This window comes from Cupriavidus sp. FW306-01-F10A (assembly GCF_058782785.1).
In genome coordinates, this window is the sequence record NZ_JBYSYA010000006.1 from 263,553 (window position 1) to 283,921 (window position 20,369).

The 20,369-nt window shown below is 68.6% G+C and carries 20 protein-coding genes and 2 pseudogenes; 15 read left to right on the forward strand and 7 right to left on the reverse strand.

The window, feature by feature from the left end; genetic code table 11:
* The first annotated feature begins 59 nt into the window (after positions 1–59).
* The 7 genes and pseudogenes from AC3WLF_RS11760 (at position 60) to AC3WLF_RS11790 (ending at position 5,798) form a co-directional block, all read left to right on the forward strand.
* Entirely contained in the window at positions 60–914 is an 855-nt protein-coding gene (locus AC3WLF_RS11760) for a GntR family transcriptional regulator (RefSeq protein ID WP_492358240.1), read from the forward strand.
* Positions 911–2,680: a fumarate reductase/succinate dehydrogenase flavoprotein subunit gene (locus AC3WLF_RS11765; protein WP_492358241.1), complete on the forward strand. Its 1,770-nt coding sequence runs from the start codon at positions 911–913 to the stop codon at positions 2,678–2,680. The genes AC3WLF_RS11760 and AC3WLF_RS11765 overlap by 4 nt, the downstream gene beginning before the upstream one ends.
* A 13-nt stretch (positions 2,681–2,693) precedes the next feature.
* Entirely contained in the window at positions 2,694–2,939 is a 246-nt protein-coding gene (locus AC3WLF_RS11770; RefSeq protein ID WP_010810893.1) for a 4Fe-4S dicluster domain-containing protein, read from the forward strand.
* 77 nt (positions 2,940–3,016) lie between these two features.
* Positions 3,017–3,700 (forward strand): annotated as a pseudogene (locus AC3WLF_RS11775) (ABC transporter permease); the annotation flags it as partial.
* Positions 3,697–4,503 (forward strand): ABC transporter ATP-binding protein, encoded by an 807-nt coding sequence (locus AC3WLF_RS11780; protein ID WP_492318410.1) that lies wholly within the window; start codon positions 3,697–3,699, stop codon positions 4,501–4,503. The pseudogene AC3WLF_RS11775 and the gene AC3WLF_RS11780, both read left to right, overlap by 4 nt.
* 24 nt (positions 4,504–4,527) lie before the next feature.
* Positions 4,528–5,526, forward strand: coding sequence for a HEAT repeat domain-containing protein (locus AC3WLF_RS11785; protein WP_492358242.1), 999 nt, complete (start codon positions 4,528–4,530; stop codon positions 5,524–5,526).
* The gene (locus AC3WLF_RS11790; protein WP_492358243.1) at positions 5,523–5,798 is read left to right on the forward strand and encodes a gamma-butyrobetaine hydroxylase-like domain-containing protein; all 276 of its coding nucleotides are present in this window, start codon (positions 5,523–5,525) and stop codon (positions 5,796–5,798) included. Before AC3WLF_RS11785 ends, AC3WLF_RS11790 begins: the two co-directional genes overlap by 4 nt.
* Before the next feature lie 8 nt (positions 5,799–5,806).
* On the opposite strand, the gene AC3WLF_RS11795 is transcribed toward AC3WLF_RS11790, so the two are convergent.
* Together AC3WLF_RS11795 and AC3WLF_RS11800 are read right to left on the reverse strand one after the other, a co-directional pair.
* Positions 5,807–6,067 carry a MoaD/ThiS family protein gene (locus AC3WLF_RS11795; protein ID WP_492318409.1) on the reverse strand — a complete coding sequence of 87 codons (261 nt, stop codon included), beginning with the start codon at positions 6,065–6,067 and terminating at the stop codon, positions 5,807–5,809.
* Between the two features lie 27 nt (positions 6,068–6,094).
* Positions 6,095–7,252 (reverse strand): glycosyl hydrolase, encoded by a 1,158-nt coding sequence (locus tag AC3WLF_RS11800; protein ID WP_492358244.1) that lies wholly within the window; start codon positions 7,250–7,252, stop codon positions 6,095–6,097.
* A 222-nt stretch (positions 7,253–7,474) separates the two neighbouring features.
* On the opposite strand from AC3WLF_RS11800, the gene AC3WLF_RS11805 reads away from it, so the two are divergent.
* Both AC3WLF_RS11805 and AC3WLF_RS11810 read left to right on the forward strand, forming a co-directional pair.
* On the forward strand, positions 7,475–7,660 hold the full coding sequence (locus AC3WLF_RS11805) for a glycosyl hydrolase (RefSeq protein ID WP_492318407.1): 186 nt from the start codon (positions 7,475–7,477) through the stop codon (positions 7,658–7,660).
* Positions 7,661–7,826: 166 nt separating this feature from the next.
* A pseudogene (locus AC3WLF_RS11810) lies at positions 7,827–8,450 on the forward strand (N-acetyltransferase).
* A gap of 14 nt (positions 8,451–8,464) precedes the next feature.
* Here AC3WLF_RS11810 and AC3WLF_RS11815 read toward each other — a convergent pair.
* The gene (locus tag AC3WLF_RS11815; RefSeq protein WP_010810883.1) at positions 8,465–8,671 is read right to left on the reverse strand and encodes a hypothetical protein; all 207 of its coding nucleotides are present in this window, start codon (positions 8,669–8,671) and stop codon (positions 8,465–8,467) included.
* A 467-nt stretch (positions 8,672–9,138) separates the two neighbouring features.
* On the opposite strand from AC3WLF_RS11815, the gene AC3WLF_RS11820 reads away from it, so the two are divergent.
* Positions 9,139–10,533, forward strand: coding sequence for an NCS2 family permease (locus AC3WLF_RS11820; protein ID WP_492318405.1), 1,395 nt, complete (start codon positions 9,139–9,141; stop codon positions 10,531–10,533).
* Between the two features lie 180 nt (positions 10,534–10,713).
* On the opposite strand, the gene AC3WLF_RS11825 is transcribed toward AC3WLF_RS11820, so the two are convergent.
* Entirely contained in the window at positions 10,714–11,124 is a 411-nt protein-coding gene (locus tag AC3WLF_RS11825; RefSeq protein ID WP_010810881.1) for a VOC family protein, read from the reverse strand.
* A gap of 284 nt (positions 11,125–11,408) precedes the next feature.
* On the opposite strand from AC3WLF_RS11825, the gene AC3WLF_RS11830 reads away from it, so the two are divergent.
* Positions 11,409–11,717: an H-NS histone family protein gene (locus AC3WLF_RS11830; protein WP_010810880.1), complete on the forward strand. Its 309-nt coding sequence runs from the start codon at positions 11,409–11,411 to the stop codon at positions 11,715–11,717.
* Positions 11,718–11,792: 75 nt separating this feature from the next.
* On the opposite strand, the gene AC3WLF_RS11835 is transcribed toward AC3WLF_RS11830, so the two are convergent.
* The gene (locus tag AC3WLF_RS11835; protein WP_492340401.1) at positions 11,793–12,407 is read right to left on the reverse strand and encodes a hypothetical protein; all 615 of its coding nucleotides are present in this window, start codon (positions 12,405–12,407) and stop codon (positions 11,793–11,795) included.
* A gap of 434 nt (positions 12,408–12,841) precedes the next feature.
* Between AC3WLF_RS11835 and AC3WLF_RS11840 the strand changes: the two genes are divergently transcribed.
* Positions 12,842–13,870: an AraC family transcriptional regulator gene (locus AC3WLF_RS11840; RefSeq protein WP_492358245.1), complete on the forward strand. Its 1,029-nt coding sequence runs from the start codon at positions 12,842–12,844 to the stop codon at positions 13,868–13,870.
* An 11-nt stretch (positions 13,871–13,881) separates the two neighbouring features.
* Here the strand turns inward: AC3WLF_RS11840 and AC3WLF_RS11845 are convergent, their stop codons facing one another.
* Positions 13,882–14,802 (reverse strand): LysR family transcriptional regulator, encoded by a 921-nt coding sequence (locus AC3WLF_RS11845; protein WP_492318403.1) that lies wholly within the window; start codon positions 14,800–14,802, stop codon positions 13,882–13,884.
* Between the two features lie 107 nt (positions 14,803–14,909).
* On the opposite strand from AC3WLF_RS11845, the gene AC3WLF_RS11850 reads away from it, so the two are divergent.
* Entirely contained in the window at positions 14,910–16,151 is a 1,242-nt protein-coding gene (locus tag AC3WLF_RS11850; RefSeq protein ID WP_492358246.1) for an MFS transporter, read from the forward strand.
* 9 nt (positions 16,152–16,160) lie between these two features.
* Here the strand turns inward: AC3WLF_RS11850 and AC3WLF_RS11855 are convergent, their stop codons facing one another.
* Positions 16,161–17,387, reverse strand: coding sequence for an NnrS family protein (locus tag AC3WLF_RS11855; protein WP_492358247.1), 1,227 nt, complete (start codon positions 17,385–17,387; stop codon positions 16,161–16,163).
* 259 nt (positions 17,388–17,646) lie between these two features.
* Between AC3WLF_RS11855 and AC3WLF_RS11860 the strand changes: the two genes are divergently transcribed.
* The gene (locus tag AC3WLF_RS11860; protein ID WP_492352206.1) at positions 17,647–18,927 is read left to right on the forward strand and encodes an MFS transporter; all 1,281 of its coding nucleotides are present in this window, start codon (positions 17,647–17,649) and stop codon (positions 18,925–18,927) included.
* A 41-nt stretch (positions 18,928–18,968) separates the two neighbouring features.
* Entirely contained in the window at positions 18,969–20,354 is a 1,386-nt protein-coding gene (locus AC3WLF_RS11865) for a NarK family nitrate/nitrite MFS transporter (RefSeq protein WP_492358248.1), read from the forward strand.
* The last annotated feature ends 15 nt before the right edge of the window (positions 20,355–20,369 follow it).

A 20,369-nucleotide genomic window follows, 5' to 3' on the forward strand; every position in this document is an offset into this window, starting at 1 on the left:
GGCACAGCGTCGTCCATATAGTGGTTCCCAACTTGTCATAACACGCTATGTCGATCCCCATGACGACCCGGACCAACGTGGTACCCGTCCCCGCCGCCGCAGCCATGCCGGCACCGATCCCGCTGCCGCTCTATACGCAAATCAAGGACGCCTTGCGCGCCCGCATCCTGGACGGCACCTATCCGCCGCACCACCAGATGCCGTCGGAAAGCGAGCTGGGCGAGCGCTTTCGCGCCAGCCGCATCACCGTGCGCCAGGCGCTGGGCGACCTGCAGAAGGAGGGGCTGATCTTCAAGATTCATGGCAAGGGCACCTTCGTCTCCAAGCCCCGCGCCTTCCAGAACGTGACCTCGCTGCAAGGCTTTGCCGAGGCCATGTCGAGCATGGGCTACGAGATCCTGAACCAGATACGCAGCTGCAAATGCGTACCTGCCAGCCGTCACGTTGCCACGCAGCTGCGGCTGCGCGAAGGCGATCCGGTGGTGGAGATCCGGCGCGTGCGCCTGCTCAACCGCGAGCCGGTGTCGCTGGAGCTGACCTGGGCGCCCGAGGCCGTCGGCCGCCGCCTGCTCACTGCCGACCTGGCCACGCGCGACATCTTCCTGATCCTGGAAAACGACTGTGGCGTGAAGCTCGGCCATGCCGACCTGAGTGTCGACGCCATCCTCGCCGACGACGACCTGACCCAGGCCCTGCGCATCCAGGAAGGCGCGCCGGTACTGCGCATCGAACGCCTGACCCATGACGCGCAAGGCACGCCGATCGATTACGAGTTCCTCTACTTCCGCGGCGACGCGTTCCAGTACCGGCTGCGCGCAGACCGGCACAAGACCGCGCCAGCCGCCAGCGTCACCAGCCCGGCCGGCCGTGCACGGCCCCGCAAACCAGCCAGCAAGGGGAAGCCCTCCGCATGAATACCCTGACTCACGAATACGACATCGTTGTCGTCGGCGGCGGCACCGCCGGCCCGATGGCCGCGATCAAGGCCAAGGAACGCAACCCCGCGCTGCGCGTGCTGCTGCTCGACAAGGCGCACGTCAAGCGCAGCGGCGCCATCTCGATGGGCATGGACGGGCTGAACAATGCCGTGATCCCCGGCCACGCCACGCCCGAGCAGTACACCCGCGAGATCACCGTGGCCAACGACGGCATCGTCGACCAGTCCACCGTTTATGCCTACGCGCGTCACAGCTTTGCCACCATCGAGCAGCTGGATCGCTGGGGCGTCAGGTTCGAGAAGGACGAGACCGGCGACTACGCAGTGAAGAAGGTCCATCACATGGGCTCCTATGTGCTGCCGATGCCGGAAGGACACAACGTCAAGAAGGTGCTGTACCGCCAGCTCAAGCGCGCGCGGGTAGAGATCACCAACCGCATCGTCGCCACGCGCGTGCTGACCGACGCCAGCGGCGCCGCCGGCGGCGTGATGGGCTTCGACTGCCGCACCGCGGACTTCCACGTGATCCGCGCGCGCGCCGTGATCCTGTGCTGCGGCGCGGCCGGCCGCCTGGGCCTGCCCGCTTCCGGCTACCTGATGGGCACCTACGAGAATCCGACCAATGCCGGCGACGGCTATGCCATGGCCTATCATGCCGGCGCCGCGCTGGCCAACCTGGAGTGCTTCCAGATCAATCCGCTGATCAAGGACTACAACGGCCCGGCCTGCGCCTACGTGACCGGCCCGCTGGGCGGCTATACCGCCAACGGCAAGGGCGAGCGCTTTATCGAATGCGACTACTGGAGCGGCCAGATGATGTGGGAGTTCTACCAGGAGCTCCAGGGCGGCAACGGCCCGGTGTTCCTGAAGCTTGACCACCTGGCGGAAGAAACCATCCAGACCATCGAGACGATCCTGCACACCAACGAACGGCCCAGCCGCGGCCAGTTCCACGCCGGGCGCGGCACCGACTACCGCAGGCAGATGGTGGAGATGCATATCTCGGAGATCGGCTTCTGCAGCGGCCACAGCGCTTCCGGCGTGCATGTGAACGAGCGCGCCGAGACTACCGTGCCGGGCCTGTACGCAGCCGGAGACATGGCTGCCGTGCCGCACAACTACATGCTGGGCGCCTTCACCTATGGCTGGTTTGCCGGGCACAACGCGGCCGGCTACGTCGCCGGCCGCGGCCTGCCTGAAGCCGATGCGGCCCAGGTCGAGGCGGAGCGCGCGCGCGTGTTCGCACCGCTGGCGCGAGAGAGTGGCCTGCCGCCCGCCCAGGTGGAATACAAGCTGCGCCGCATGGTCAACGACTACCTGCAGCCGCCCAAGGTCACGCGCAAGATGGAAATCGGCCTGCAGCGCTTTGACGCCATCGCCGAGGACATCGGCCAGATCCGCGCCGCCAATCCGCACGAGCTGATGCGCGCGGTCGAGGTGATGGCGATCCGCGACTGCGCGGAGATGGCGGCACGTGCTTCCCTGTTCCGCACCGAGAGCCGCTGGGGTCTCTACCACCATCGCGTCGACTATCCGCAGCGCAATGATGCGGACTGGTTCTGCCATACGCACCTGAGCAAGGATGAAGCCGGGCGCATGGTCAGCCACAAGCGCGCGATCGAGCCGTACATCGTCCCGGTGGCAGGCGGCGACGCCACCGCCTACCAGCGGCTGCGTGTCAGCCGCGGCCAGGCTGCCGCCACGGCCGCCACTGCCGAACCCGCCACCCTGGCTGCCGCCTGAAGGAACCCACGCCATGGCCTACACCCCGCATGAGATCGCCCAGCGCAGCAGCGCGCCGGTCACCATCGATGAAGACAAGTGCATTGCCGACAAGGGCTGCACGGTCTGCGTCGATGTCTGCCCGATGGACCTGCTGGCCATCGACCTGACCAAAGGCAAGGCATTCATGCAGTTCGACGAGTGCTGGTACTGCATGCCCTGCGAGAAGGATTGCCCGACGGGCGCGGTCAGGGTCGAGATCCCGTACCTGCTGCGTTGATTGCCCCGCTTCATGACAACAGCACCACAGAGATGACCCCATGAAAGCCCTCCACAAGCGCCAGGGCTGGGACCCGCGTCACCTTCGCCAACGTGCCCGCGCCCAGCGATGTGGTTCCGGCGGCCTGGCAACTGCTGCAGTCACCCAAGCTGGTGCTGCACCTGGGCAACAGCCTGTACCGCGTGTTTGCCGGCTTTGGCGCGGCGGCCGTGGCGGGCATCGTGCTCGGCATGGCGATCGGCCGCTCGCGCTGGCTGGAAGACCTGCTGCTGCCGCCGCTGGAGGTGCTGCGCCCGATCCCCGGCGTGGCGTGGATTCCGCTGGCAATCCTGATGTTCCCGTCTTCGGAGCTGAGCATGATCTTCATCACCTTCATCGGGGCGCTGTTCCCGATCCTGCTCAACACCATCCACCGCGTGGAGCGCACCGACCCGCGCCTGGTCGCCACGGCGCGCAGCCTGGGCGCGCGCCGCTGGACCGTCTTCCCCGAGGTGCTGCTGCCCGCGGCGCTGCCGAGTATCGTCACCGGGCTGGCGATCGGCATGGGCACGTCCTGGTTCTGCCTGGTCACCGCCGAGATGATCGCCGGCCAGTACGGCATCGGCTATTACACGTGGGAGGCCTACAGCCTGCAGAACTATGCGGACATCGTCGTCGGCATGCTGCTGATCGGTGCCTTCGGCATGGGCAGCAGCGCGCTGATCAAGCGCTTCGGTGCGTGGCTGATGCCGTGGACCCGCCTGCAGCAGGTGCGCACATGACGAGCCAACCGATCCGCGCGGGCCGCCTGCAGGTGCGCGGCCTGGATGTGGCGCTGGGCCAGGGCGATGCCGCCTTCACCGCCGTGCACCAGCTATCCATCGACATTCCCGCAGGGCAGTTCGTCTGCATCCTGGGGCCGTCGGGCTGCGGCAAGTCCACGCTGCTGGGCGCCATCGCCGGACACCTGCCGGCGGCGGCGGGCGAGATCCTGCTCGACGGGGCGCCAGTGCGCGGCCCCGCGCCGGAGCGCGGGCTGGTGTTCCAGCAGCACTCGCTGTTCCCGTGGAAGCGCGTGCTCGACAACGTCGCCTTCGGCCTGAAGATGCAGGGCGTGCCCACCGCCGAGCGCAAGCGCGAGGCGCAGGCCCTGCTGGACCTGGTCGGCCTGGGTGGCTTCGCGCAGCGCTACCCCGCCCAGCTTTCCGGCGGCATGCAGCAGCGCGCGGAGATTGCGCGCGTGCTGATCAACCGGCCGCGCGTGCTGCTGATGGACGAGCCCTTCGGTGCGCTCGACGCGCAGACCCGCGCCCATATGCAAGCCCTGCTGCTCGAGGTCTGGGCGCGGATGCGCACCACCGTGGCCTTCGTCACCCATGACATCGACGAGGCGCTGTTCCTGGCCGACCGCGTGCTGGTGATGTCGCCACGGCCCGGACGCATCCTTGAAGATATCGCCATCCCCTTCGAGCGGCCCCGCCGCGCCGAGCTGATGACCGACGACGATTTCATCCGGCTCAAGCGCCGCTGCCGCGGCCTGCTGCACGACCACACCCAGGCCAGCGCGCTCGCGACCGCCGCCTGACCGCTATCGACCTGACTGCCATCCATGCCGCAAGCTTCCGCCCTGCCTGACGAATCCCTGTTGGATCTCGATCCCGCCATCGGCGCGCTGACGCTGCGCCTGGCCGACCCCGACCCCGCGGTTCGACGCGTGGCCGTGCTGCAACTTGCCGACCTGGAGGATGAAGACGGCGTGCCGCTGCTGCTGCAGCGCCTGCAATCGGACCCTGCCGAATCCGTGCGCGCGGAAGCCGCGCGCACGCTGGCCAGCTGGGAGCAGGAAGCGGTCGTCCCGGCGCTGGCCGCGGCACTGGCCGACCCCAGCCGCGAGGTGGCCGAAGCCGCAGCACAGGGACTGTCGGAACTGAAGGCGCCCGCCTCCGGTGCCGCCCTGCTGCCGTGGGTCACGCACCGCGATCCCTTTGTCCGGGCGGCCGCGTGGCGCGGCCTGCGCGAGCTGCGCTATGCGGCCGGCTTCGATGCGGCCATGGCGGCACTGTCCGACGCGGCCGCCCCGGTGCGCCGCGAAGCCGTGGCCGTGCTGGGCTGGCTCAGGCGCAGCGAAGCCCTGCCCGCGCTGGCACAAGCTGCGACCAGCGATGCCGATACCGACGTCAGGCGCGCCGCCGCCGGCGCGCTCGGCCTGGCTGCCGACCCGTCGGCGCGCGATGCGTTGCTGGCGGCCCTGCGCGACGGCGCCTGGCAGGTGCGGGACGAAGCCGCGCAGACGCTGGGAAAACTGAAATTCCCTGAAGCCGTGGGCCCGTTGATCGACGCGCTGGAAGACCGCTACTGGCAGGTCCGCCTGCAGGCCGCCAGGGCTCTCGGCAAGCTGCGCGACCGCGCGGCGCTGGTGCCGCTGACGGTGCAGCTGGCCCACGCCATCAGCAACCTGCGCAAGGAGGCCGCGCTGTCGCTGGGGAGCCTGCGGGATGCGGCAGCCGTGCCGGCCCTTGCCGCAGCCGCCGACGATGCCGATCCGGAGGTACGCAAGGCCGTGCGCATTGCGCTGGCGCAGATCGGCGCGCAGGAGGGTCATGCATGAGCAGCGGCATGGTCGTACCCACGCGCCTGGAGCTCTCCCGCGCCAACGGCGCGCTGCGCGTCTACTGGCCAGACGGCCAGTGCCAGTCGCTGGACCCGGGCCGCTTGCGCGCAGCCTGCCGTTGCGCCGCCTGCCGCGGCAAGCCCTCGGAGGCCGGGCCAGGCGACACGCAAATCGTCGCCCTCGGCGAAATGGGCTATGGCGTGCAGATCGTGTTCAGCGACGGGCACGACCGCGGCATCTACCCGTGGCCGTACCTGCAGGCGCTGTAGCCGGGCGCTTACCCGCCCGCCAGCGCCTGCAGGATATGCACCTCGTCGGTTTCCTTCAATGGCGCGTCCAGCCGCATCAGCTGCGCGCGGTTGACGAAGACGCGGATATACGGCCGCAGCTTGCCCTGCTCATCGACGATGCGAAAGCGCATGCCGGGGAACTGGCGGTCGAGGTCGTCGAGCAGCTCGGCGATGCTGGCGCCACGGGCCTCGACGTATTCGCGCTGTCCGGTATAGGAGAAGAGCGGCGTCGCGATACGGACCTGCATGGAAGTTCTCCGGTCGGCTGATGGCATTCAGGCAGGGCGCGCCACGGTGACCGCGTAGACCTGCGGCAGGTTGCGGGCGATGCATTGCCAGCCCTCGCCCTCATCGGCACTGGCCCAGATCTCGCCGCCGGTGGTGCCGAAGTACACGCCCACCGGCGCGTGGCCGTCGGTGGCCATGGCCTGGCGCTTGACCGTGAACCAGCCCTGTTCGGCCGGCAGGCCGCGGTCCTGCCGTTGCCAGGTTTCGCCGGCATCGCGCGTGACATAGGCTGCCGGGCGGCCGCCCGGGCTGACGCGCGGCCAGACGTCGCTGCCATCCATCGGGAACACCCACACCGTGCGCGGATCGCGGCGGTGGGCGACGATGGGGAAGCCGATATCGCCCACTTCCGCCGGCATGGCTTCGCCGATGCGTTTCCACACGCCTTCGCGGCGGTCCATGCGGTAGATGCCGCAATGGTTCTGCTGGTACAGGATATCCGGGTCGGCGGGATGCTGCAGCATGCAGTGCGGGTCCTGGCCGTATTCGGGATTGGGGTCGGGCAGGAAGGTGGCAAGGCTGCCGCGGTTCAGCGGCTTCCAGTCCGCGCCGCCGTCGGTGCTCTCGAACACGCCGCCGCTGGACATGCCAATATACAGGTGGCGCGCGTCGCGCGGATCGACCAGCACGGAATGCATCTTGGGGCCGTCGGGCGTGCCGTCCTGCTCGCCGCCGGTCCAGGTGCGCCAGTTCGGGTGGTCGTTGAAGCCTGATACCGGCTCCCAGGTCGCGCCGTGGTCGGCGCTGCGGAACAGGCCCTGCGGCGAGGTGCCGGCATACCAGGTGCCGGGCTCGCTGGCGTGGCCGGGCGTGAGCCAGAACACGTGGTCGACGACGCGGCCGGTCTCGCCCTCCGGGGCCTTGTCGAAGGCGGGCGGGCGCGCGGCTTCGGTCCAGTTGCGGCCGCCGTCGGCGGAGCGGAACACGGTCGGGCCCAGGTGGCCGGTGCGCGCCGCCATCAGCATGCGCGACGGTTCGCGCGGGTCCTGCACGATATGGTGGATGGTATGGCCGAGGAACGTCGGGCCCTCGATCTGCCAGCTGCGACGCGCGGCGTCGCTGGTCAGGAACCAGGCGCCCTTGGTGGTGGCCACCAGCAGCCTGACGGGGCCGGTGTCGGTTTCGGGAATGGGGGAAGTCGTCATCTTGGCTCCTGCAAGAAGGCCGGTGAACGATGCTTCCGAGTCTAGTACATGTAGACAGTGTTCACAATTAAAGATGGCGGAGCTGTGGCCGGCAGGCCGGCCACAGCCACCATGAGTACGAAGTAGCACGGAGTTAAAAGCGGAAGCCTGCAACTTGCCTGGACATTGCGCGCAAAGTGTGGCATAAGCAATGTTCCCCCGATGCTTTCGCGCCCCATACCCATGCTTCGCACTGTCCGCTTCGCCACCCTGAACCGCCCGGCCCTGCCGGCGGCAGGCGTGCGCGCCGCGCAGCGCGCGGGCGCCGCCATCGACCTGGCCGACCGCTTCCACGCGTACGCCCAGGTCCGCCGCGCCGTGCTTTTCCTGGCCGTGCGGGCAGCTCGGGACGCCACCCTCCAGCCCTGAGCTTTCCCGCACGGCCCATGTCGCGGATGCCATCCGGCACCCGCTTGATCATGCAGCCAGGAGAAAGCCAGACATGTCCCCGCTCTACCGCCATACCCTCTGCGCCATGGTGGCGCTTGCCGCCCTCTACCTGATCCTCAATCCCTGAGCCCGGTGGAGTCTTGCCATGGCGAATTTCCATGCCCTGCGCCTGCCGGCGCCGGCCCTGGCGCGCGCGCTCGAACTGCGCATCGATGTTGAGCTGGCGCCGGGCGATATCGAACGCGAGCTGGGTGCCCTGCACGACCGCATCGGCCAACCCGGCGACCGCCTGAATGCGATGCCGGCGCTGCCAGCGGGCGCGCCAGGCCTGCGCCTGCGCTATCGCGAGGCCGACGGCGAGTACTACGTGTATGTGGAAGATGTGATGCAGCGCCGGCTGGCCGGTTATACCGTTTTCAACCGGCTGATCGAGGTCGGCCGCCGGGCCGACCCATAGGTACGGGCGCCGCACACAAAGTTTGCGCCCGCTTACCAGCGCCGCGGCCTGGCTCGGGCGCTGTACCGCTGGGCGCTGGACGGCGGGCTGTGCCTGCTGAGCGGGGCGCGCCAGTCGGCCGGCGCCAACGCCCTATGGCAGGCGCTGGCCGCCGATTACCCGATGGGCTATGTGGACTTGCGCCAGAAGACGCTGACCTGGCTGGGCCAGGCCGTCGACGCGCCCGTGCGTGAGGGCCTGCATACGCGCATGCTGCTGCTCGGGCGCGGCTGGACGCTGGACGCGTTCATGGCGCGCACCGGCATGTACTGAGGCAGCGCGCCCGCTTACAGCCAGCGGATCGGCGCGGCCTCGCGGGCGTTGGCTACGTACAGGGTCCAGCCCTGGGCAAAGTAGGCGCGCACCCGCGCGGCCAGCGATTGGCCGCCGCCCACGCGGGCGTAGTAGGCAACATCGCGTGCCGGCTGGGCGGCGGGCTTCGATGCCTTGGCTTGAGCGGGCTGGCGATAGAGGGTGTCGGCGAGCACTTGCATGGCGAATATCCTTTCCGGTTGGGATCGAAGTTGGTGCGCCTCACGAAGCACATCGAGCCGTGGTTCGGCCCGGATCGGGAGGCGGCTCAGGGTTATCCCTAGTATAGAGAAGTTGCGCCTGAATCATCCGGGTCTGTACCTATAGGCCGTATATGGGGTGCGTGATAATGGCCGCCTGCCGCAAGCGCCACCTGATGCCAATCCATCAACCCAAGACGATCAATCATCACATTCGATATTCCTCGATGCACATGCCGCGCATTGCCTGCCGGTGATGATGCATGGCGCGTGGTCACCTAGCCTTCAGCCTTGCCCGGATCGCGCCCGCAGAGGCACCGACAAGCGGCACACCGATAACAGCGGGTTGGCCAGGTTTGCGCCTCCAGCCCAGACCAGAACCACGTGAGACACGCCTGACGACAGTCCGTACGACGGACGTTGCAGCGCCCGCAAGGAGACAGCTCATCATGATCGAACAGCCCTATCCGTCGTCCGCGACGGAAGCCGATGCTGCACGCCCCCAAGTCCCCGAAGTCCGGAGCCGGATCGACGCGTTCTTCGAGATCACCGCGCGCGGCAGCACCCAGCGCAAGGAAGTGGTCGCCGGGGTGACCACCTTCATGGCGATGGTCTACGCCGTCTTTGTCGTTCCCGGCATGCTGGGCAAGGCCGGCTTCGACACCAGCGCGGTCTTTGTCGCGGTGTGCCTGACCACCGCCTTCGGCTCCCTGCTGATGGGCCTGTGGGCCAAGCTGCCGATCGCCATCGGCTGCGCCATCTCGCTGACCGCATTCATGGCCTTCGGGCTGGTGCTGGGGCAGGGCCTGTCGCCGGCGGTCGCGCTCGGCGCCGTGTTCCTGATGGGCGTGATCTTCACCGCGATCTCCGTCACCGGCGTGCGCTCCTGGATCCTGCGCAACCTGCCCGCCGGCGTGGCGCACGGCACCGGCATCGGCATCGGCCTGTTCCTGCTGCTGATCGCCTCGAATGAAGTCGGGCTGGTGGTCAAGAACGCTCACCCCGGCCTGCCGGTGGCGCTGGGCAAGATCACCTCGTTCCCGGTGGTGATGTCGGTGCTGGGCCTGGCCGCGATCTTCGGCCTGGAGCGCCGCAAGGTGCCGGGCGGCATCCTGCTGGTGATCATCGCGATCTCCGCGCTGGGCTTGGCCTTCGACCCGGCGGTGAAGTTCACCGGCGTGTTCGCGCTGCCGTCGCTGAGCGCACCCGGCCATGAATCGCTGATCGGCGCCATGGACGTGCGCGGCGCGCTGACGGCAGCGGTGCTGCCGAGCGTGCTGGCACTGGTGATGACCGCGGTGTTCGATGCCACCGGCACGATCCGCGCGGTCGCCGGACAAGCCGGCCAGCTCAACGCTGCCGGCCATATCCACAACGGCGGGCGCGCGCTGACCGCGGATTCGGTCAGCTCGATCTTCTCGGGGATGTTCGGCGGCGCTCCGGCTGCAGCCTACATCGAGTCGACCGTCGGCGTTGCGGCCGGCGCCAAGACCGGCCTGACCGCCGTGGTGGTGGGCCTGCTGTTCGTTGCGGTGATGTTCTTCTCGCCGCTGGCCGGGCTGGTGCCGTCGTACGCCACCGCGCCCGCGCTGATGTACGTGGGCCTGCTGATGCTGTCGAGCGTGAGCCGCCTGCATATGGACGACATGGTCGACGCGATGGCTGGCCTGGTCTGCGCCGTGTTCATCGTGCTGACCTGCAATATCGTGACCGGCATCATGCTCGGCTTCTGCACCCTGGTGGTGGGCCGCGTGGTGGCTGGCGAATGGCGCAAGCTCAATGTCGGCACGGTGGCCATCGCGGTTGTGCTGGCTGCGTTCTATGCCGGGGGCTGGGCCATCTGATCCTGCCGAAAGCTACTGCCGCGTCCCGGGCGCCACGCCCGGGACGCTGACAACCAGATGTCTCCTCCACCGTGATCCAGGTGGATTTCAAGCCCGGGCTTCCTGCTTTCCCGGGCTGTTTTTTTGGTGGCTTGCCTGAAAGGTCCCGCGCTTGGCGAATGGCGTTTCGCTAAATCGCCTTCATTGCCCGGCCTGCATTGCCGCCACATCCATGTACACCAGTTCCCAGACATGGCCATCGGGATCCTGGAATCCATGCCCGTACATGAATCCCAAATCCATCGGCGGCTTGTAGGTATTGCCACCCGCCGCGACCGCGGCATTGACCATTTCATCCACGCGCGCGCGGGTTTCCATCGACAGGCAAACCAGCACCTCAGTCGATTTCCGTGCATCGCAGATTTCATTGGGCGAGAAGCTGCGGAACTTGGCTTCGGTCAGCAGCATCACGAAAATGTTTTCGCCGACGATCATGCAGGTGGCAGTGTCGTCGGTAAATTGCGGATTGAAGGAAAAACCCAACTGCGTAAAGAAGGCAATCGACTTTTGCAGGTCGCGGACGGGCAAATTGACAAAAATCTGCTGGCTCATCAGGGGCTCCGGTAGTCGTGTCAGAGGGGGCTGCGCCGGGCGCAGACAAGCAGTCTAGGCGCTAAAGGCCGGGGGCGTGCGTATTTTCATTGTCCTTAAATGCGGGCAAAACGGGCGATGCCCAGCCCAATACCGGCTGCATCGTGGGCTGTGCGACCGTCAATTCAGGCCGGCAAACAATCAGTCCGTGCAATCTCCGTTATTTTTTGTAAAATTTTTTTAGGTGAACCGACACCACAACTTCTAGTACCATGCAGCGGCCTATTTGCAGAAAGGGGATATAAATGGCGACATACAAGCAACTCCTGGCTGAGAAGGAAGCGCTGGAAGCCAAGCTGAATGAAGTGCGTGCGACGGAAGTCGCCGGCGTGATCGACAAAATCCGGGACCTGATGACTGAATACGGCCTGACCGCCGAAGACATCCTGCCGCGCCGCAAGCGTGGCCGCCCGGCTGGCTCGAGTGCCAAGAAGCCCGCATCCGCCTTGCCGCCGAAGTACATGGACCCCAAGACCGGCAAGACCTGGTCGGGCCGCGGCCGCGCGCCGGCATGGCTGGGCAAGCGCCCCGAGCGTTTCCTGATCGAGCAGTAAGCCGCCTGCGCGGCCAGCGGGCGCCTGCCTCAGACGGCCGCTTCAATCGATGGTGCCATCGGCCTGCCGGGCGCGTCACTGCGCCTGGCAGACATACTCCTTGCGCAGCGCCCTGAAGCCCTGCTGGGTCGGCTCCGCCGTCAGGCGCGCGCCGCCGCCGGCCAGCGGCTGCATGCGCAATACCTGCGCCGAGCACTGGCTCGCGGTCTCGTCCCGCTGGTAGCGGATCTCATACTGGCCGCCGGCAACCGGCACGAATGACACGCCCGCCGCGCAACGCAGCTCGGGCAGCGGCGGCGCCGCGGCCGAGGTCACCGCCACGTAGATGCGCCGGCCCGCCTCCACCAGCCGCTCGCGCGTGCGCGCCGGCGGCTCAGGCGAGCGCCCGGCCATGTCCAGGCTCCGGTCCCGTCCCATCGCAGACAATTGCCTGCCGGTTCCCGCCAGCACCAGCGGCCGCGCGGGCACCGGGCATTTGGCCGGATCGACCACGGTGAACGAAGTGTTGTCGTCGGTGCTGGTCAGCAGCCGCACACTGGCGGCCGGGGCGCCGGCAGGCACCCGGTATTGCGCCACGCAGCCGGACAGCGCCACGGCGGCGGCAAGCATCGGCAACAGGGCAAGGCGAGGCAGGACTGCGGACGACCGGTCATGGCGCATGGCGGCGGGCAGGTGGAACGATTGGGCCAACAGCGGACGTTGGCGGCACGATGGCGGCAAATCCGACATGGATGCCACACGATGACGGCGCGGCCAGGCAACACGCCGCGCCCTCAAACCAACCAGCATACCTGCATCCGGCGCTTGGCGGCAGCCGCATAAACCCATGTTGAAAACCTGCGTGTGATATCCACAGAATCTGTGGATATCCTGGCCCTACACTCCCCGAAAGCCCCGGTCTGTGCGGCAACCCACCGGAGCGCCCAAATTTTAGGCAACGGGTTGCAGGCGCCCCGGAACCCGGCAACGGTGCGGCACCCCCGCCGCCAGCACGCCGTTGCGCTGCCCAGGCCACACTTCATCCCCCCGCACGCCCTTGAAGGGGGCACCGGCACCGCGTAATCTCAGTGTTACCGGGGGCTGCACTGGCGCACTTGCGCCAACTTGCCAGCCAGATAATGACAATGACACAACAAGAGCCTATCCAGGCCGGGCCGTTGCCTCGTGACCTGCTGCACGCACTGCGTGACGGCGGCTACGACGTATCGGGACTCGCGCCTGCCCCGGAATCCGACACCGACTCCGACACCAGCGACCTCAGGCCCGCCATGCCGGCGGCCGGCCCGCAACAGGCCTGCCACGTGCTCTGCGCGGTCTACCGTGCCACTGGCGATCCAACCATCGGCCTGTGGCTGGGCAGCCGGATGCAGACCGACCTGCTCGGGCTGGCGGGCCTGACGGCCATGGCCGGGCCGTCGCTAGGCACCGCGCTGCGGCGCATCGCGCGCTACCAGAAGCTGCTCGCCGGCGACCGCATCGAACTGCGCCGCCAGGGCGACGAAGCCTGGGTCTGTATCCGCCCGAGCGATCCCGAGGCGCCCGACACCCGACCGCGCATCGACATGGAGCTGTGCTCGCTGCTGGCCTTCGGGCGCCAGTTCACGCGCAAGCCGCTGCATCCGCTGCGGGTGTCGCTGCGCATCGGCCAGCCGGACTGGCACCTGCGCTATACCGAGGCCTTCGACTGCCCGGTGCGCTTTGGCGAGCCCGAAGACGCCATCGTGTTCGGCCGCCGCGACCTGGCCTTGCGCCTGGCTGCCCGCGTGCGCAGCGGACCGGCCGGCACGGGCGCGGGCCATGCCGCGCGCGAAGCGCGGCCGGCGTCCGCGTCGCTGGACGATGTGCGCGCGGCCCTGCAGGCGCTGGCCGGCGACCGCGCCCTCAGCCTGGCCGCGGTGGCACGCCACCTGGACATCAGCGAGCGCACGCTGCAGCGCCGGCTGATGGCGGCGGGCACGAGTTTCCGCACGCTGTGCGAAGAGGCGCGCCGCGAGCTGGCTGGCGGCTACCTGGCCGGAGGCGCGATGTCGCTCGGAGAAATCGCGTTCCGGCTCGGCTTTGACGATGCCAACTCGTTCTTCCGCGCCTTCCGCCGCTGGACCGGCATGACCCCTGGCGACTACCGGCGCGCGGCGGCACCTCCACCCGCGTAGGGCAGGCCGGCTCACCCGCCGTCGGGTTGCTCCCACGGTGGGTTGTCGCCGAAGCGCCCGGCCAGGAAATCGACAAAGGCGCGCACGCGCGGCGGCACCAGCCGCCGCTGCGGCATCACGGCGTAGATGCCGGTGTCGGCGAGCGGGTAATCGGGCAGCACCTGCACCAGCCGCCCGGCGCGCAGGTCGGCACAGACATGCCAGGTGGAATGCAGGGCGATGCCAAAGCCCGCCAGCGCCGCATCGGACAACAGCTCGCCGGTATTGGCCTCGATCCGGCCGCGCACGCGCACGGCAATCTCCCCGCCGGCGCCGTCGCCCAGGCGCCAGACATCCTGCCGGCCCTGGCTGCCCACCAGCACCAGGCAATCGTGCCGCGCCAGGTCCTGCGGGGTGCGCGGCGTGCCGCGCCGGCGCAGGTAGTCCGGCGCGGCACACAGCAGCCGCCGGTTATTGGCCAGCCGCCGCGCGACCAGCGTCGAATCGTCCAGCGCACCGATGCGGATGGCCAGGTCGAAACCCGCGCTGACCAGGTCCAGCACGTTGTCGGTCAGGTTGACGCTGAGCGTCAGCCCGGGATGCTGCGCCAGGAATTCCGGCAACAGCGGCGAGATATAGAGCCGCCCGAACGAGGACGACGTGGTCACCCGCAGCGTGCCCGACACCCCGGTGCCGGCCTGCCGCAACGAGGTGCCCAGCGCTTCCAGGTCGTCCACCAGCGCACGCCCCTGCTCGGCCAGCACCGCGCCTTCCGGGGTGGCGTGCAGCCGCCGCGTGGTGCGATGCAGCAGGCGCACGCCCAGTTCACGCTCCAGCCGCTGCAGCCGCTGGCTGGCCACCGCCACCGACAGGTCCAGGCTGCGTGCCGCGGCGCTGATCGAGCCCAGGTCGAGCACGCGCAGGAACAGGCCGATATCGCCGATCCGGTCCATGATTTTCAAGATTTCATTGAAACTGATTATGGATCATGCCGGTTTTTACTGAAGACGGAAAGTCACAGACTGCGGGCTTCCTTCCTTTTGCCGAAGCCCCCCCGAACATGGCCTCTCCAGTCCCCACCACCGCCACCTCCGGCGCTGCATCCGCCCGCGGCCGGCTGCCGGTTGCGCTCTACGCGCTCACCGCCGGTTCCTTCGGCATCGGCTGCGCCGAATTCGTGATCATGGGCCTGCTGCTGCAGGTTGCCGCCGACCTGCAGGTGACCATCGCCGCCGCCGGCATGCTGGTGTCCGGCTACGCGCTGGGCGTCTTCGCCGGCGCGCCGGTGCTGACCCTGCTGACGCGGCGCATGCCGCGCAAGGCCGTGCTGCTGGCGCTGATGGTGATCTACACCGTCGGCAATGCCGCCTGCGCGCTGGCGCCCGACTACACCACGCTGATGATCGCGCGCGTGCTGACCTCGCTCACGCATGGCACCTTCTTCGGCGTCGGCGCGGTGGTGGCCACCGGGCTGGTGCCGGAGGACCGCCGCGCCTCGGCGATCTCGGTGATGTTCTCCGGCCTGACGCTGGCCACGTTGCTGGGCATGCCCGCCGGCGCCTGGCTGGGCCTGCACCTGGGCTGGCGCTCGACCTTCTGGGCGATGACCGTGATCGGGCTGCTGTCGCTGGCGGTGATCGCGCTGCTGGTGCAGAAGAGCCAGGACCACGGCGCCCCCGTGGCCCTGCGCGACGAACTGGCCACCATCGGCCGCCCGCAGGTGCTGCTGGGCCTGTTGATGACGGTGCTGCAGTCGATGGGCATCTTTGCCGTGATCACCTACGTGCAGCCGCTGCTGACGCGCGTGTCCGGCTATGGCGAGGCGGCGGTGTCACCGATCCTGCTGCTGTTCGGCGCCGGCATGATCCTTGGCAACGTGCTCGGCGGCCGCTTTGCCGACCGCACCCCGACGCGCGCGGTGCTGGCCACGCTGACCACGCTGACGCTGGTGCTGGCGGCGATGACGCTGGCCATCCACAGCCAGGTGCTGGTGGTGGCCTTCGTCGGCATCCTGGGCATCGCGGCCTTTGCCACGGTCTCGCCGCTGCAGCTGCGCGTGCTGCGCCACGCCCAGGGCGCGGGACAGAACCTGGCATCGAGCTTCAATATCGCGGCATTCAACCTGGGCAATGGCCTGGGCGCGTGGATGGGCGGCGTGGTGGTCGATCACGGGCCGGGGCTGGCGGCATTGCCGTGGATTGCGGCCCTGGCGCCGATGGCTGCGCTGGGGGTGGCGTGGCTGAGCGTGAGGATGGAAAACGGCAGCCACGCCGCCGTGCCCGTGGCTCAAGCCTGCCCCTGATCCCGCACTTCAGCCCGGCTTGCCGTCCACCCGCGGACGCGCAAGCCGCGGCGCATACGCCAGCGCATAGAGGCCGAACCCGGCCACCCAGCACGCCCCGGCTCCCCACACCCAGTGCAGGTAGCCGCACGGCCAGGCCATCGGCCCGAACACCCGCAACACCGCAGCCGCGGCCACCAGCCAGTACGCCGCGGTTTCCGCGCGGCCGGCCACCAGCATGCGGCCGGTGTGGCCCAGCGCGGTGCGCGTGATCATGGCGATGATCGCCACGCCGAGCACGCCCACCGTGAACGCATGCGTCGCCAGCCCCGCCATCACCAGCCCCAGCGCACCCAGCGCCTGCAGCAGCAGCGCCACCGGCAGCCACGCATAGGCCAGGTGCAGCACCCACAGGATCGGCCGGTTGCCTACCGCATGGCTGCGCCAGCCAGCCACGCGCACGGCCAGCACCGCCGCGGCCAGCAATGACAGCGCCGCCGCCAGCCAGACCGGCAAGGGCAGCACCCCCGCAGCCAGTCCCAGCAGCGCGGCCGGCACCACCATGCGCTCCACCTGCCGGTATTGCCGCAGGCGGAACCCCGGAATCGCGTTGGTCGTGAACATCGGGATGACGCGCCCGCCGATCACCACCACGAACAGCGTGACCAGCGCCACGCCCGCGCGGCAGGCCAGCATTGCACCGGCGTCATGGCCGCGCGCCTGCAGCCACAGGCTGGCGATATCGGCCGCGCCCAGCAGCCACAGCGCCAGGGCCAGCGGATAGTTGCGGCGGTTGCCGGCGCGGGCCAGCGTGCGCGTGAAGGCCAGCGCGGCCAGCGGCAGGAACGCGCCCTCGATCACCAAGGCCGCCGTTCCCGGCGCCACCCACATGCCCACGCGCCCGGCCAGCCACAGCAGGAACAGCGCGGCCAGCGCGGCGCCGGTGGGCGTCGGCTGGCCGGTCCAGGCCCGCCCCGCGGTGAACAGGAAGCCCACCACGATGGCCGCGGCAAAGCCGAACACCATCTCGTGCGCATGCCAGAACATCGCCGCCATCACCGGCGCCGGGCCGACTGCGGTGACGCCCGCCAGCATCGCCGACCACGCCGCGATGGCCAGCGCGGCGAACACCGCCCCGCCCAGGTAGAACGACCGGAAGCCCAGCGCAAACAAGGCAAAGCCGCGCGGCGGCGGCCCGGCGGGCGCCTTGCCAGGGGGTGGCGCGCGCCGCGCGGGAAGAATGGGAATGGTGTCCATGGCTGGCTACGGGAATCAGGTGGTGCGGCGCGCGCCGGTTTCTTGATCCGGCGCACGGTTTGCCGCAGGTGCGCGAACGGATGCCATTCACGCTGACTGCACGATAGCACCGCCGCCGCGCCGGCGACCTCCGCCGGTAGAACTACCTCCAAAGGCAGGCTGCGCGCCCGCGTGCGCTGTGCGGCCGGCGAATAGGCAGCACCAGTGGCGGCCCCTACTCTGGCATCACCCCCGCCAAAGTTGACACAGGAGCATGGCCATGGCCACCCACCCACGCGCGCCGGAGCCCATTGCGCCCGGCGCCGCAATCACGCTGGCGTCCAGCACTTTCGCCTTCACCATCTGCTTTGCCGTCTGGATGCTGTTCGCGGTCCTCGGCATCCCGCTCAAGCAGGAGCTTGGCCTGAGCGACACCGAATTCGGCCTGCTGGCCGCCACGCCCGTCCTCAGCGGCTCGCTGATCCGCGTGCCGCTGGGCATCTGGACCGACCGCTACGGCGGGCGCATCGTCTTCTTCGTGCTGATGCTGGCCACCGTGATCCCGATCTGGCTGATCTCGTATGCGCACACGCTGTGGCAGCTGCTGGTGCTGGGCTTGTTCGTCGGCCTCGCGGGCGGCTCGTTCTCGGTCGGCACGCCGTATGTGGCGCGCTGGTTCCCGCGCTCGCGCCAGGGCCTGGCGATGGGCATCTTCGGCGCCGGCAACTCGGGCGCGGCGCTGACCAAGTTCGTCGCGCCGGCGATGATCCTGGCCGCCGGCACCTGGACCGTGGTGCCGCGCGTGTATTCGGTGGCGATGCTGGTCACCGCGCTGCTGTTCTGGGTGTTCTCGCGCAGCAACCCGGCGCACCTGGTCAAGTCCAGCGTCGGCTGGCGCGAGCAGCTCGCCGTGATGCGCGACCCGCGCGTGTGGCGCTACTCGCAGTACTACTCGGTGGTGTTCGGCGGCTATGTCGGCCTGTCGCTGTGGATGACCAAGTACTACATCGGCGAATACGGCTTCGACATCAAGACCGCCGCCTTCCTGGCCGCGTGCTTCTCGCTGCCCGGCGGCGTGCTGCGCGCCATCGGCGGCTGGATCTCCGACCGCTACGGCGCCCACCGCACCACCTGGTGGGTGATGTGGGTGAGCTGGGTCGGCTTCTTCCTGCTGAGCTACCCGCAGACCGACTTCATCGTCCAGACCACCAGCGGCCCGCAGGGGTTTCGCATCGCGCTGACGCCCACGGTCTTCACCTTCCTGCTGTTCGTGGTCGGCATCGCCTTTGCCATCGGCAAGGCCTCGGTGTTCAAGTTCATCTCCAACGACTTCACGCACAACATCGGTGCGGTTTCCGGTGTGGTCGGCCTGGCTGGCGGGCTGGGCGGCTTCGTGCTGCCGGTGCTGTTCGGCATGCTGGCCGACCTGACCGGCGTGCGCAGCAGCTGCTTCATGCTGATGTACGGCACCGTGTGCGTGAGCCTGGTGTGGATGCACTACAACCAGCGCGCCGAACGCCAACGCAAGGCACAGGCCGTCGGCCTCACGCAGGCCGCCTGAGCGACGGCCCCTGTTACGCACAACAACCAAGGCACACTGTCATGTCCTCTTCCGTACTGACCCGCTGGGAGCCCGAGAATAAGGTCTTCTGGCAAAGCCAGGGCGAGCGCATCGCCTACCGCAACCTGTGGATCTCGATCCCGGCGCTGATGCTGGCCTTCGTGGTCTGGATGCTGTGGAGCGTGGTCGCGGTCAACCTCGACCGCGCCGGCTTCCAGTTCACCAAGAACCAGCTGTTCTGGCTGACCGCGCTGCCGGCGCTGTCCGGCGCCACGCTGCGCATTTTTTATTCATTCCTGGTGCCGGTGTTCGGCGGGCGGCGCTTCACCGCGATCTCCACCGCACTGCTGCTGATCCCCGCGCTGGGCATGGGCTTCGCGCTGCGCGACCCGTCCACCGGCTATCCGACGCTGCTGGTGCTGGCGCTGCTGTGCGGGCTGGGCGGCGCCAACTTCAGCTCGTCGATGGCCAATATCAGCTTCTTCTTCCCGAAGGCGAAGAAGGGGCTGGCCACCGGGCTGAACGCGGGCATCGGCAACCTCGGCGTGTCGGTGGTGCAGTTCGTCACGCCGCTGGTGGTGTCGATCGCCGTGTTCGGCGCGCTCGGCGGCGAGCCGCAGCAGTACACGGCCAACGGCGCCACGCATGACCTGTGGCTGCAGAACGCGGGCTTTGTCTGGGTGCCGTTCATCATCGTGTCGGCACTGGCGGCGTGGTTCGGCATGCATGACATCGCGGATGCCAAGGCATCGTTTGCCGAGCAGGCGGTGATCTTCAAGCGCAAGCACAACTGGCTGATGTGCTGGCTGTACGTGGGCACCTTCGGTTCGTTCATCGGCTTCTCTGCGGGGCTGGCGCTGCTGACCAAGTCGCAGTTCCCCGGCGTCAATCCCACCGCTTATGCCTTCCTGGGGCCGCTGGTAGGCGCGCTGACGCGTCCCGTGGGTGGCTGGATCTCCGACAAGCTGGGCGGCGCGCGGGTCACGCTGTGGACCTTCGTCGGCATGATCGCCGCGGTGTTCGCGGTGCTGGCGGCGCTGCCGCATGACGGCGCCGGCGGCAACTTCACATTCTTCCTGGCCGCCTTCATCGCCTTGTTCGCGCTGACCGGCATCGGCAACGGCTCGACCTTCCGCATGATTCCGGTGATCTTCCTGACCGAGCGCCAGCGCGCTGCCGCGGGCAAGGGCGACGCGGCACAGAAGCAGGCATTGCAGGACGCCGGCAAGGAATCCGCCGCGGTGCTGGGCTTCTCCGGTGCGATCGGCGCCTACGGCGGCTTCTTTATCCCCAAGAGCTTCGGCACCTCGCTGGAGCTGACCGGCGCCGCCGACGCCGCGCTGTATTGCTTTATCGCCTTCTACCTCAGCTGCGTGCTGGTGACGTGGTGGCACTACGCGCGCCGCCACGCGCCCATGCCCTGCTGACCCTGTCACCAGTAC

Coding starts and splice junctions, on each gene's coding strand:
- AC3WLF_RS11760 (WP_492358240.1), top strand. CDS start 60: ATGACGACCCGGACCAACGTGGTACCCGTCCCCGCCGCCGCAGCCATG.
- AC3WLF_RS11765 (WP_492358241.1), top strand. CDS start 911: ATGAATACCCTGACTCACGAATACGACATCGTTGTCGTCGGCGGCGGC.
- AC3WLF_RS11770 (WP_010810893.1), top strand. CDS start 2,694: ATGGCCTACACCCCGCATGAGATCGCCCAGCGCAGCAGCGCGCCGGTC.
- AC3WLF_RS11780 (WP_492318410.1), top strand. CDS start 3,697: ATGACGAGCCAACCGATCCGCGCGGGCCGCCTGCAGGTGCGCGGCCTG.
- AC3WLF_RS11785 (WP_492358242.1), top strand. CDS start 4,528: ATGCCGCAAGCTTCCGCCCTGCCTGACGAATCCCTGTTGGATCTCGAT.
- AC3WLF_RS11790 (WP_492358243.1), top strand. CDS start 5,523: ATGAGCAGCGGCATGGTCGTACCCACGCGCCTGGAGCTCTCCCGCGCC.
- AC3WLF_RS11795 (WP_492318409.1), bottom strand. CDS start 6,067: ATGCAGGTCCGTATCGCGACGCCGCTCTTCTCCTATACCGGACAGCGC.
- AC3WLF_RS11800 (WP_492358244.1), bottom strand. CDS start 7,252: ATGACGACTTCCCCCATTCCCGAAACCGACACCGGCCCCGTCAGGCTG.
- AC3WLF_RS11805 (WP_492318407.1), top strand. CDS start 7,475: ATGCTTCGCACTGTCCGCTTCGCCACCCTGAACCGCCCGGCCCTGCCG.
- AC3WLF_RS11815 (WP_010810883.1), bottom strand. CDS start 8,671: ATGCAAGTGCTCGCCGACACCCTCTATCGCCAGCCCGCTCAAGCCAAG.
- AC3WLF_RS11820 (WP_492318405.1), top strand. CDS start 9,139: ATGATCGAACAGCCCTATCCGTCGTCCGCGACGGAAGCCGATGCTGCA.
- AC3WLF_RS11825 (WP_010810881.1), bottom strand. CDS start 11,124: ATGAGCCAGCAGATTTTTGTCAATTTGCCCGTCCGCGACCTGCAAAAG.
- AC3WLF_RS11830 (WP_010810880.1), top strand. CDS start 11,409: ATGGCGACATACAAGCAACTCCTGGCTGAGAAGGAAGCGCTGGAAGCC.
- AC3WLF_RS11840 (WP_492358245.1), top strand. CDS start 12,842: ATGACACAACAAGAGCCTATCCAGGCCGGGCCGTTGCCTCGTGACCTG.
- AC3WLF_RS11845 (WP_492318403.1), bottom strand. CDS start 14,802: ATGGACCGGATCGGCGATATCGGCCTGTTCCTGCGCGTGCTCGACCTG.
- AC3WLF_RS11850 (WP_492358246.1), top strand. CDS start 14,910: ATGGCCTCTCCAGTCCCCACCACCGCCACCTCCGGCGCTGCATCCGCC.
- AC3WLF_RS11855 (WP_492358247.1), bottom strand. CDS start 17,387: ATGGACACCATTCCCATTCTTCCCGCGCGGCGCGCGCCACCCCCTGGC.
- AC3WLF_RS11860 (WP_492352206.1), top strand. CDS start 17,647: ATGGCCACCCACCCACGCGCGCCGGAGCCCATTGCGCCCGGCGCCGCA.
- AC3WLF_RS11865 (WP_492358248.1), top strand. CDS start 18,969: ATGTCCTCTTCCGTACTGACCCGCTGGGAGCCCGAGAATAAGGTCTTC.